We start from the raw sequence: 12,485 nt of genomic DNA, 5'->3' as shown, positions 1-12,485 counted from the left end.
CAATTCAGTGTTGGAACACCTGCTCTTTGGCATTTTCAATCTGCACGTTCAGTGCCACATCCTGCACACCCGGCAAAGATTTGGCCGTCTGAAACACATAATCCTCAAACCAACCGCCCGCCGCATATTGCTTGGCCTCTTCATCGGCAAACACCAAACAACCGCCCTGCTGTCGTGCCAAGCCGTATTTTTCCAACAGTTCCAGTAAATACTGCATATTATGCGCAACGGTGCCGGCAGGCACTTTACATTTCAATGCCCGCTTATCCGCCTTTGAAATCTTATAATTAAGCTGCCCCAACTCCGACTCCAACCTGTGCTTTGCACGCACCAGCTCTTCTGCAAACGGCAGCCACTCACGATGCGTTAGCTGCTTTTGCAGCTTATGCCGAGCCGGATAGCCGTGCAGCATCAAATAATCTTCGATTTTGATTTTAGGTGGTTTTAGCGACAAACGCTTGTTATTATCCAACAGCAGCACTTCATTGCTGTTTGCTGTGAAATAAAACGATGGATAGCCCGCCTCTTTAAACATTGCAAATGCCGCGATTGCCATCAGCTTGGTGCCGCCGGTTACATTTAGCGCCACTTGTTCCTTATCCATATCGCGCAGCAGGTTAAATATCTCCTTACCTACCTGTGCCATATTATAAGCATCAGCCAGCGCATCATCTTTCTCTGCCGCCACCATTTCAGATTCGGCAAAACATCCGCTTTCATCGCCCAGCTCACTCCCCAGTGCCGAAAGTAAATCCATACACAAACGGCGCATTTGCGGCCGCCATGATTTTGCCGCCGTTTCAAAAGCCGCATAAAAGCGCATTCTGCCGGCCTTGCCCATTTCGCACGCACCGCCGCGCATCGAAAAATCTTCAACACGCAGCCCCCTCGGCAAACAAAGCAACTGCCCATTCATCGTAAAACGGGCGTATCGGCTCGATCAAATCGCAAGCCAACGATTCCCGCCCGTGTGTTGGAAAAGGTCGGGTTGTTTACACTTTTTATGCCAAACAGCTTTTGTTTTTTTGCTGGAATGATGGTTTCGTGATTTTGGAGCATTCTCAAGAACGATGCGGCTTCGCCGTGCCTTTCGGCATTCTTGACAACCCTCAAAAATCCCAAAATGGGTCTGCATGCAAAAAACGGAAAGTGTAAACAACGCTGGAATTTCCTACACCTGATTCGGTTAATCATGGTTTCGCTTTTCACTTCGGTAAACAGCAGATTATCTTCGCACAAGCGTTGCGCATAATCCGGATTCAAGCCGCAATCCCAAAACGAAACGCGGGTGTGGCCGATTTCCTGCTGCAAGGCTTCGCTTTGGCTGTCTCCGCTGATGCCGAACAGTTGCAGAATGTGTTTGACGGCGGTTTTTTCCGCGCCTTGTGCGGTTTCATATTCACGTTTGCCCAGCGGTGCTTCCTGCACCACGCCGCTTTTCCATTCCAGCAGGCTGCGGATTTTGCCTTTGAGGCTGCTGCCGGGAATATACGGCTCGCCGCTCACCGGGTGTTTGATCACGCTGTTGTCGATGCCGCCGATATGGATTTCGCTGTCGCCCGCGCCGATGTGCAAACCGGTTTGCAACACCAGCTTGGCTTCCAAAATGTGAATGTTTGCTAATTTCATGTTGTTCTCCTGAATTATTTGGCTTCGCTGACTTTGCGGAAACCCAATACGGCCTCAAAAAAGAGTTTGGCGTTTTTTAAGGCATCTGCGCTGTTAATCTGGTCGATGATGTGGTTAAACATGTCGACAAACTGTTCATTAACATGCTCCCTTCCTCTTGCATAAGCGGCTTTGGCTTTCAGCATCTGAATAAACGGTGCGGCTTTTTGGTATTCGCCCGCACGGTCGGCCGCCTGAAAAACCTTGTCGTGCCACATGGCCAATTCATCGTAAAACTTACGCAATTGGGTGGATTTATTTTTACTTTTATTGAAATCGTGGATATATTCCGCCGCCTCTTGCGCCACGGTGCTGAAAATATCCACCGGCAACTGCTCGGTATTTAATTTGATTCGGTTCAAGTCCATTATTTTGCCCTCAGTAAATAAAAGTGGTTAAACAGGGGAATACGGTATTTCGCTTCCAAATGCTTAATGCCGTTTTTATAAAACGCTTCGATCAATTTGGCGTAAGCATTGTTTTTGCTGATGATTTTTTTGTTGTCGTCCACATGGCGGCGGATGCGGTAAGCCAAACGGCTGTGCCACATGCAGGCTGCAATATCGCCGTTGCGCTCCCGGCCCGCCGCTTCGCAAAACTGCAACATATCGTATATAAAACCGGTGCTTAATCCGTAAGCATCTTTTAATTCACCGATTCTTGCCGCAGCAGTTTCAATCGCGTGCCATTCGTGCCATGAAACACTGGTTCCGTAAACGCAGAGGCTGTTTTTCTGCCCGTATTGCGAATGGCACAAGCTTTTGGCTGAGCCCAAAGCCTCTTCCGCTCCGGCTGATAATCCGCCCAAAGGCAGGCCGGGTTTGGTGATGTAAATACCGGCGCTGAAACTGATTTCCTCATTGCCGGCCACATAACGGCCAAACGCCTCCCGCATATCGGCCGCCAGTTTTTGCGTTTGCAGCCACGGGCCGATGAGAAAGAAATCGTCGCCGCCGGCAAAGACGGTATAGGTGTTCGGATAATGTTCGGCACAATAAGCCGGCAGCCACAAGCTGAAAAAGTGGTTCACCTGGCGGGAAAGTGCCGCCATCTTGGCAAAAGTGGGTGCCTGCAAACCTTTCTGGAAGATGGTGCCGAGATTATCGACATCGCCTTTTAAAGCGGCAATGGCTACTTTGCCGATAAACTGCTGCCCGTTTTCACTGGTTCTGTTTTCACTGGTTCTGTCTTCACAGGCCAAATGGTTAAAGGTTTTCGGCTGTCCGGCTTCGATTTCCGTTTGATCATCCTCGCCACGCACCGGGCTGTATTTTTGATTCAACCATTCATCGGCCTCACTGAAATGGGGCACATAAGCATTGATGTAGCGGCGGGCATAGCCTTTCCAAACATGATCACCAAGCTGCTCGGGCAGGCTGAAATCCCAAAAACGCCATAAAGTGCCCTCCGCCGCCTGCGTGCCGAATTTGCCGCTGATGTCTTCGGCAGTAAAGGCTATATGCAGACCAAACACGGGCAGGCGCAATTTGACGGTATTACCGCCGGAATGCACCTGACCACCCTTTTCCAATACCAAAATACGGTTTTGCTTGGTCAACAGATTGCCCAAGGTAATCTGGTCTTGCGACAAGCGTGCCGCCGCCCGGCCGTCTGCCTCGATTTCTGCGGGCAACTGCTGGTTGTAGCTGCACACGCTGCCGGCTGCGCATTGGCTGTAATCCGCGTTTAACACGGCAGGAGTGTCTGCGGTCAGGTTAAAGCGTTGCAGCTTAGCCCGTTCCAACACGGCAAACGATTGTTTCACCAACTCGGCAAAACGTTCTTTATCGGTGAAATCATTGCAGCTTGCCGCCTGCACCGACAAGCCCATAGCCACTTGGCCGAAGCTGTGCCGGATAAACCAAGCGTTGATTTCTGCTTTCACTGTTTCCACCGCTGTGCGTACGTCTGCAGTATTGGGTGCCACAATCATAAATTTGCCGGCGGCATTTAAAATCTGTGAAACAGACGGCAAGCCGCAGGCACGCAACACTTTCAAGGCCGCCAGTTCGGCAAACAGCGACACCTGAAACGAGCGGCCGCGCAATAACTTGGCGGCGCGTTTGTTGGTTTGGCTGCCCGAAGCAAAAATAAAATTCTGAATACCGAAAAAATCGCCCTGAATCAGCAGGATTTTCTGCTCATCCCAATCACTGCGGCTTTTTAGTGCCTGCACCGCTTCATCACCGGTTTGCCCGTTTGCTTCATGCCAGCGCCACAAAGCGGCGGCCAGCGCGGCCGTAGTTTTACTGTGGTCATATAAAGACACTTCGGGCTTCACGCCGAAAGCGGTTGCGGCAGGAATAGCATGGGTGTAGGTTTGCCACAGGGTATCAAAATGATCTAACCATAAATCCCAGTTTTGGCGGTGTGAAACCGGTATCGTCTCCAAGGCCTGCAAAAATTTTTGCCACAAATCCCGATATTCCGCCTGCGCCCGTTGGTTGTCGCCCGGCTCGCCCGTTTCGCGCTTTTGCGGAAAGATTGACTCGGGCGACAAGGCCTTGAGCGGATAGCAATAATCCAAATCAGCGTTATCCAAAGATTCGGCCTGCCAGTGGACGGCGATTTGTTCAAACAGCGTCAACAAACGCGTCTGATAGTGGTTTTTACCGGTTTGCCGGTTGCCGTTGGCCGGTGCGGTATCATCGCTTTGGTTGTAGTGTTCGAACGTTTCCCGCCCAAAGCCCGAAGCCACACGGTCAGCAGTGGCAATAATCCATTGCAGAAAGGTTTCGGGCTTGTGGTGCATGGCAGCGGCATGGAGCAGAGAATCGGTTTTGTCCACTTGCGCCCTATCGGCAAACGGATACATATCGCCGCACTCCCAATCCGGCACGTGCTGTTCCAAAACATCTTTGTGCGTATATTGCCGGCCCGGCTTGCCGTCAACAAACAAACGGGGGCAATAAAGTTGCACATGGGTTTGCAGCTCGTCATCCGGCACATCCAAGCGCGCCCGTTCTACAAATTTGCCCAAATCGTGCAAATAGGCAGCGAAAGCCACTTTAGCGGTTGAATTCAACATAAAAATTTCCTGTTGTTAAATTTAAGTGATTCTATTAAGCATATTTTTATTTTTGTTATTTATTGTAATCGATTGTAACAAAGACCAGAATTTCCGTGCATCAGCACAAATTTGTGCGGACAAATCTATTGAACCGGCCTGTTTATACTGTTTCGGAAACTTCTCTCCATTCTGTTAAAATCACCCCTATCCTTTTCAACCACAGGCCGTCTGAAATCTTTCAGACGGCCTGAACTGCTGCCGATAACGATATGAACCACCCTATCCCCGCCCCTTCGCAAAAATCCCGCTGGCTGGATTTCACCCCCGGCAGCCTGCCGTGGGCATTAACGCAAAATCTGCCCGAAAAACCGCTGAAAGTGATTCTTACCCAAGATGTCGAACAGGCCCTGCGCCTGCAGAGTGCCTGGCAGTTTTTCCGTCCGCAGGATAACGCCGTGTTTCTGCCCGACTGGGAAACGCTGCCCTATGAACGCTTTTCGCCGCATCAGGATTTGGTGTCGGAGCGTTTGGCTGCTTTGTGGCAGGTAAAAAGCGGCTTGGCCGATGTGTTGGTTGTGCCGGTGGCCACCGCCATGCAGAAACTCGCGCCGGTGCCGTTTCTGCTGGGGCGCACGTTTTGGCTGAAAACGGGGCAGACGCTCGATGCCGAAGCCTTGCTCCGCAATTTGGCCGATGCGGGCTACAGCCATGTTTCCAACGTGGTGGCCTCGGGCGAATTTGCCATGCGCGGCGGCATTCTCGATATTTTTCCGATGGGTGCGGAGCTGCCCTACCGCCTGGATTTGTTCGGCGATGAAATCGACAGCATCAAAACCTTCGACCCCGACAGCCAGCGCACCATCGCACCGGTGTCCGAAATCCGCCTGCTGCCGGCGCACGAATTTCCCACCGATGCCGATGCGCAAAAAATCTTCCGCGCGCGTTTTCGCGAAGAAATCAACGCCGACCACAACGCAGCCGCCGTGTATCAGGCGGTGAGCAGCGGCCGTTTCGGCGCGGGAGTCGAATATTACCTGCCGCTGTTTTTTGAAAACGGCCTCTCCAGCCTGTTTGACTATATCGGCGGTGAAGCGCTGTTGGTGTGCATCGGCGATGTGCACGCCGCCGCTTCGCGTTTTTGGGCAGACGTCAAATCACGCTTTGCGATGGCGCAGGGCGATGAAACCTACCCGCCTTTGCCTCCGCAGCATTTGTATCTCAGCGAAGACCAATTTGCAGGCCGTCTGAAAGCCTACGGTCAAATCCTGCCCGATTTAAACGGCACCAACCACGCGCTGCCCGATGTGGCGGTGGACCGCCAATCCGAAACCCCGCTCTCTGCGCTGCAAAACTTTCAGACGGCCTTCAACGGCCGCATCCTGCTCACCGCCGAAAGCGCGGGGCGGCGCGAAACCATGCTCGGCTTTTTCGCCCAACACGGCCTGAAACCCGAAAGCGTTAGAAGCTGGCAGGCGTTTTTAAGCAGCGATGCGCCGCTGGCGATTACGGTTACACCGCTCTCCTACGGCTTCCAACTGCCCGCGGGCTGTTGTTCAGACGGCCTTTCAGACGGCTCCACCCCTGCCCTGGCCGTGGTTACCGAATCCGAACTGTATCAATATGTGGCCAAAAGCCGCAGTGTGCGCCGCAAAAAACACGCACAGGTTTCAGACGGCCTGCTTCGCGATTTGGCCGAAATCAACACAGGCGATCCGGTGGTGCACGAAGAACACGGCATCGGCCGCTATATGGGCTTGGTTACGATGGACTTGGGCGAGGGCCCGGCCGAAATGATGCTGCTCGAATACGCAGGCGGTGCGCAGCTTTATGTGCCGGTATCACACCTGCACCTGATCAGCCGCTATTCGGGGCAGGCGGCCGACACCGTGCAGCTGCACAAACTCGGCAGCGGCGCGTGGAGCAAAGCCAAACGCAAGGCCGCCGAAAAAGCGCGCGACACCGCCGCCGAGCTGCTCAACCTCTATGCCCGCCGCGCAGCACAGGAGGGCTTCAAATTCGCCTTCAACGAGCAGGATTACCAAGCCTTTTCAGACGGCTTCGGCTACGAAGAAACCGAAGACCAGGCCGCCGCCATCGGCGCGGTGCTCAAAGACCTCACCCAAGGCAGGCCGATGGACAGACTGGTGTGCGGCGATGTCGGCTTCGGCAAAACCGAAGTTGCCCTGCGCGCCGCGTTTGTGGCGGCGATGGGCGGCAAACAAGTGGCCGTACTTGCCCCCACCACGCTTTTGGTGGAGCAGCACGCGCAAAACTTTGCTGACCGCTTTGCCGATTTTCCCGTGAAAGTAGCCGCCCTCTCACGCTTTAACAGCGGCAAAACCACCACCGCCACCCTCAAAGGCATGGCCGATGGCACGGTAGATATTGTGATCGGCACACACAAACTGGTGCAGGAAAATATTCAATTCAAAAACTTAGGCTTGGTGATTATCGATGAAGAACACCGCTTCGGAGTGCGCCAAAAAGAGCAGCTCAAACGCCTTCGCGCCAACGTGGATATGCTCACGCTGACCGCCACGCCGATTCCGCGCACACTCAGCATGGCCTTGGAAGGGCTGCGCGACTTTTCACTCATCACCACCGCCCCCAACCGCCGTTTGGCGGTGAAAACCTTTGTGAAACCCTTCAGCGAAGGCAGCGTACGCGAAGCCGTATTGCGCGAACTCAAGCGCGGCGGTCAAGTATTTTTTCTGCACAACGAAGTGGAAACCATCGAGAATATGCGCGAACGGCTGGAAACGCTGCTGCCCGAAGCCCGCATCGGCGTGGCTCACGGCCGGCTGCGCGAGCGCGAGCTGGAGCAGGTGATGCGCGATTTTCTGCAACAGCGTTTTAACGTGTTGCTCTGTTCCACCATCATCGAAACCGGCATCGACATCCCCAACGCCAACACCATCATCATCAACCGCGCCGACAAATTCGGCCTCGCGCAGCTGCACCAGCTGCGCGGGCGTGTCGGCCGCAGCCACCACCAAGCCTACGCCTACCTGCTCACCCCCGAATACATCACCAAAGACGCCGAAAAGCGGCTGGACGCCATCGCCGCGGCAGACGAACTCGGTGCCGGCTTCACGCTGGCGATGCAGGATTTGGAAATCCGCGGCGCCGGCGAAATCCTCGGCGAAGGCCAGAGCGGCGAAATGATACAGGTAGGCTTCACGCTCTACACCGAAATGCTCAAGCAGGCCGTGCGCGATCTCAAAAAAGGCCGCCAGCCCGATTTAGATGCGCCTTTGGGTGTAACCACCGAAATCAAACTGCACAGCCCCGCGCTACTGCCCGAAGATTACTGCCCCGACATCCACGAACGGCTGGTACTCTACAAACGCCTGGCCGCCTGCGAAACCGAAGCACAGATCAACGCCGTACACGAAGAGCTGGTAGACCGCTTCGGCCTACCCGGAGAGCCCGCCAAAACCCTGCTCGAAAGCCACCGCATCCGCCTTAAAGCCAAAGCAATGGGCATAGACGCGGTCGATGCAACAAGCGAAGCCATTACCCTCACCTTCGGCAAACACCATACCCTCGACCCCGCCGACATCATCATGCTGATGCAGAGCCACAAAAACTGGCGCATGGCCGCCAGCAACAAACTGCGCATCACTGCAGTGTCGGACAATATAGAAGCGCGGATCCGCACCGTGAAAGCAGTCTTGGAGAAACTGACAGACAAATAAAACAACAAGGCCGCCTGAAAATTTTCAGACGGCCTTTGAATAGCGAACCCACTACATCTCCCGTATCAAGCAGCAGGCTAGGTTCTTTACACATTCAAAAATATCACAAGAAAATTTATCCGCCACTATTTCCACGCCAATTGAAATCTAGACGTTTAGCATTCAAATATTTATTTAATCGACACTTCAATATTTTCATCTGGATCCATGCCAACACTAGTATGATATACGGCATTAAGGTAATTTTTACAAAGACCCCAGCTCTAAATAAAACAAGGTTTAATAAACATTTAGGTTAGCAAAAAATGTCTATTTTGTCACCAAAGTACCTATATCAAATACAGCCGTAAAAATAGCCGGCAAAGATATATACGTTCCGTCCGCCACAAGCTCTTGCCCACACTTTCAAACCGCTCAATAACAACCGTCTGTCGCACGAATACATGCACCTCAAACAAACCTGTACGCAAATAGCAAAACGCTATCAATGTAGCACCAAAAATATCCACCGGTGTATCAAGCAAGGCAGTCTAACTACCGACAAATCTTTTAAGTCCGTTGCCGACATCATTATGGATACTACCTATTTCGGCAGATTATTCGGCATTATAGTTTTCATAAACCCACTGGACAACAGTATCATCCGCAAATAATACGTCATCAAAGAAGCAGCTACCCTTTACTGTCCACGGCCGTCAAAACCGACCACTTTAAAACCGGAACCGGCAGTTTGGTTGTAACCATCTCACGGGGGGTAAATCTCCTTTATCACAGGCGCAATGCCTATCTTCTTTTTGTCCTTCAAACGGTAACTCTCTCCACTTATCCGAACAACATGACAATGGCGGAGTAATCTGTCCGACATGGCGGCAGTCAAAGCCGTATCGTTGGCAAAAGCCCCGGCCCGCCGGCCGAACGGCAAATCGGCCCTCAGAATCATGCTGCCCCGCCCATACCGTTTGGCCGCAACATTGAAGAACAGGTTGGCTTCTCTTTCAAACGGCAAACAGCCGGTTTCATCAATCACCGGCAGCCTCGGACCCATAACCGAACCTTGCAGATAAGATTTCCGCTTTCCTCGATTATGCGCCGCCGGTTGCAGCATCAAATCGGCTGCCGTTACGAAACGGATTTTGATACCCGCCATTACTGCCGGATAAGCCAAAGAAACAGCCAAATCGGTTTCACCTGCCCGGCCGGGGCCCGTCAGCACCGCATTTTCGTGCTTTTCGATAAAACTTAAGTCAGACAACTCCGTCAATCGGGCTTAGGGCGCACCCGTTGCAAAGTTAAAGCCATATTCCGTCATCGTTTTGACGGAGGGTTGTCCTGCCGGTTTCAGCAAAGCTGCCTGCGTTCTGCTGTTTTTGGCTTTGAACCCTGCATCCGGCAGCTGTTCGATAAAGTCGGCATACGGGCTTTTTTTCAGCCGAATGCTGCGGGCAGCCAAAGGCCGTATCTCACAGTGTTTGAAGCCCGGGCACAGACAGGGCGGCCGGGATAACCGCCGTACCGAACCTGAAAGATTCGGCATCGTGCTTTCAGACGGCAGCCGGCATTCGATACCGTCCCCGTGTCGGCATACTTTTACGTCATGCCGGTTTCGGGCTGCTTAAGCAAGCATACTTTCAGGCCTGTTGTGGTGGGCTGGGACAGTAAAAATTCCTGCTCTCGGATTAAACGGATGTTGGAATTTTCCCTGTTGTCCCGTGTACTCGTGCATCGGCTGTTTGAGAAAGCCGTTTGCCGATACAGCCATCGGCCGTCTGAACATCCGAAAGCAAACCTGAAGAACGCAATGTCGCCTGCAAAGGCATGATGAAACCGGATTTCAGGTAACGCTTGAAAAGCTCCACTCTGCTTTTTAGTCCCAGCCCTATATGGCGGCAGATTTTGGAAAGGAAACCGTAGCCGTTGGCTGCTGCCGGCAACACCGGATTCAGACGGCGCCCGTCTTCTGCACAGGCATCACGTTGAATCATGACGGTTTTGGCATTATCAAACAGCACTTTGTGCGCCATGCCGCAGAAGAGTTCAAAACTGTTGCACAAACCGTCTGTCCGTGCTTCGGTACGCCCGTTGTCATAGAAGCGGACACAGCTTGCTCGGGAGTAACCCAATGTGGCGGCAAAGGCCTTCGGAGGGTTGCCGCCTCTGCGGATAATGGTGAAATCCGCCTGCATCTGCCGGCCGGGTTTGATTTCAAAGCGTAGCGCAGGTTCGTTATCGGGTTTGGGTTTGAGGATGGCGGCATAATCACTGACGATTCCGACTTTGCCCTGAAAGCCCGTTTCGAGGATTTCCCGATACGGCACGGCAGCGGGAATCCGGCCGGGAGCAGCGGCTTCGATGCGGGAGCGGATATAGTCTTTAAAGGGATCGGGCTTGCCGGGTTTTGATCCGACTCTTTGATATTGCTGTGCGCAGTCTTTGTGAGGCAGATACTTTTTAACGGTGTTTCTAGACAATCCCAATTCTTTGGTCATGCCTTGAATGGATTTGCCTTGCTGTTTGAGCGCTTTGATGGCCGCAACCGTCTCCTGATTCAACATGAAAGCAGCCTTTGTTTTAAAGCTGCGAGTTTAAGTCAGGGTGGTCAATTTCTGACTGCCGTCAGGTGGTCATTTTTGCACTGCCGGTAGCACCGTTCTCCAATTCAAACTGCACACGCTGTATCCTGATACACCCTACCCTGCCGAATTTCTCAACGCGCTGAAGGTGCTGATTTGCACAAATCTAGCCGTTACTACAACCATAATAGGATTAATTGGAATGAAAAAGATTGAGTATTGTGGCATACAGAATCCAGGCCTTAGGAGTCGATTGGTTAAGCTGTTCAGTTTTTTGGGGGGCTCATTTCGGGGCTGTTTTTTATGTCCGATACTGTCTAACGCCACAAACCAAGATTCAATCTTGATAAGGTTTTTGGACTGATTTAGTGTTTTCTACCGCCCCTTGGCCTATTCGGAAAAGGCGTACCCGACAAAGCAGAAGCCAGTAGAAGAAAACACAGGTGTGTCTCGTTGGTTGCCGCATACATCCACGAAAAAAGCGGCTTTATTGCGCTCATAGGCCTATTGTGGAGCCATAAAGGGCAGTCTGTTTGAGGCATGGTTTGAACACATACTGCTACCCGAATTAATGGAAAAATCCATCATTATTATGGATAATATAAGTTTCCACCACGTGACTGTTTTGGCGGAAACGGCGGAGAAACAGAGGTACAAAGCTTTGCTGTCTGCACCTTGTCTGCCCGAGGAGCTTAATCTGATTGAGAAGGCATGGGCAGATATTAAAAAGCATTTACGGAAAGTTTTACCTGATAGGGAAGGTTTTACGGGTACACTATTACGATACGAAGTTTTTATTAATTAAATCAAAGGCTGTCTGAAAGTTTTCAGACGGCCTTTGATTTTAAAGATAACTGTGTTTATTTCAATGTTGATGCTTCTTGAGCCAAACGGGTGATGGTTGCCCAATCTTTGTTTGCTACGGCTGTTTTGGGTGTGAGCCAAGTGCCGCCTACGCACAATACGTTGGGCAGTTTGAGATATTCGGGAGCGGTTTCGGGAGTGATGCCGCCGGTGGGGCAGAAGCGTACGTGGGCATAGGGGCCGTAGAGGGCTTTGAGCATGGCTTTGCCGCCCACCATTTCGGCGGGAAACAGTTTCAAGGTGTCGATGCCGTACTCGAGGGCGAGTTGTACTTCGCCGGGCGTGGCCACCCCGGGAATCAATGGGATTCCGCTGCTGCCTGCGGCTTTTGCCAGCGATTGATGCAGGCCGGGGCTGATGGCAAACTGTGCGCCTGCGTCTTCAACGGCTTTGAGCTGGTCGGGGTTGGTTACGGTGCCTGCGCCGACAATGGCGCCTTTTACTTCTTTTTTAATCAGTTCGATGGCTTTGAGGCCGTGTTCGGTGCGCAGGGTGATTTCGAGAGTGGGAATGCCGCCCTCAACCAAGGCGTTCGCCAGATCAACGGCTGTGTCGATGTTGTCGATGGACATCACGGGAACGACTGCACCGGCAGAAAGAATATCGCGTGGATTCATGAAATTGCTCCGAAAGATGGTAAATTTTTTCAGACGGCCTATGTTGGCAGAGGCCGTC

Annotated in this window: 9 protein-coding genes; 2 read left to right on the top strand and 7 right to left on the bottom strand. The window is 52.3% G+C overall.

The features are described 5' to 3' along the window. Positions 1-4 precede the first annotated feature (4 nt). The 4 genes from H7A79_RS03185 to cas10 are packed head-to-tail and all read right to left on the bottom strand — an operon-like array spanning position 5 to position 4,696. The gene (locus H7A79_RS03185; protein WP_353663629.1) at positions 5-904 is read right to left on the bottom strand and encodes a PDDEXK family nuclease; all 900 of its coding nucleotides are present in this window, start codon (positions 902-904) and stop codon (positions 5-7) included. Positions 905-912: 8 nt separating this feature from the next. Next, on the bottom strand, positions 913-1,629 hold the full coding sequence (gene csm3, locus H7A79_RS03180; protein ID WP_187001027.1) for a type III-A CRISPR-associated RAMP protein Csm3: 717 nt from the start codon (positions 1,627-1,629) through the stop codon (positions 913-915). 14 nt (positions 1,630-1,643) lie between these two features. Then, a complete protein-coding gene (csm2, locus tag H7A79_RS03175) occupies positions 1,644-2,036 on the bottom strand; it encodes a type III-A CRISPR-associated protein Csm2 (protein ID WP_214646402.1) in 393 nt (130 codons plus the stop codon). Continuing rightward, the gene (cas10, locus tag H7A79_RS03170; RefSeq protein ID WP_187001026.1) at positions 2,036-4,696 is read right to left on the bottom strand and encodes a type III-A CRISPR-associated protein Cas10/Csm1; all 2,661 of its coding nucleotides are present in this window, start codon (positions 4,694-4,696) and stop codon (positions 2,036-2,038) included. Before cas10 ends, csm2 begins: the two co-directional genes overlap by 1 nt. Before the next feature lie 251 nt (positions 4,697-4,947). Here cas10 and mfd point away from each other — a divergent pair, with 251 nt between their 5' ends. Beyond that, positions 4,948-8,376, top strand: coding sequence for a transcription-repair coupling factor (mfd, locus tag H7A79_RS03165; RefSeq protein ID WP_187001025.1), 3,429 nt, complete (start codon positions 4,948-4,950; stop codon positions 8,374-8,376). 745 nt (positions 8,377-9,121) lie between these two features. On the opposite strand, the gene H7A79_RS03160 is transcribed toward mfd, so the two are convergent. After that, on the bottom strand, positions 9,122-9,628 hold the full coding sequence (locus H7A79_RS03160; protein ID WP_214646401.1) for an ATP-binding protein: 507 nt from the start codon (positions 9,626-9,628) through the stop codon (positions 9,122-9,124). Between the two features lie 424 nt (positions 9,629-10,052). Then, a complete protein-coding gene (gene istA, locus H7A79_RS03155) occupies positions 10,053-10,928 on the bottom strand; it encodes an IS21 family transposase (protein WP_187001024.1) in 876 nt (291 codons plus the stop codon). A 589-nt stretch (positions 10,929-11,517) separates the two neighbouring features. On the opposite strand from istA, the gene H7A79_RS03150 reads away from it, so the two are divergent. Next, a complete protein-coding gene (locus H7A79_RS03150; protein WP_135036826.1) occupies positions 11,518-11,751 on the top strand; it encodes a transposase in 234 nt (77 codons plus the stop codon). 55 nt (positions 11,752-11,806) lie between these two features. On the opposite strand, the gene H7A79_RS03145 is transcribed toward H7A79_RS03150, so the two are convergent. Continuing rightward, positions 11,807-12,427: a bifunctional 4-hydroxy-2-oxoglutarate aldolase/2-dehydro-3-deoxy-phosphogluconate aldolase gene (locus H7A79_RS03145; protein ID WP_187001023.1), complete on the bottom strand. Its 621-nt coding sequence runs from the start codon at positions 12,425-12,427 to the stop codon at positions 11,807-11,809. Positions 12,428-12,485 lie beyond the last annotated feature (58 nt).

It is taken from the genome of Neisseria musculi (genome assembly GCF_014297595.2).
GTDB classification, from domain to species: domain Bacteria; phylum Pseudomonadota; class Gammaproteobacteria; order Burkholderiales; family Neisseriaceae; genus Neisseria; species Neisseria musculi.
The sequence above is the reverse complement of the archived record's forward strand: the minus strand, read 5'-3'. Positions and strand labels throughout refer to the sequence as shown.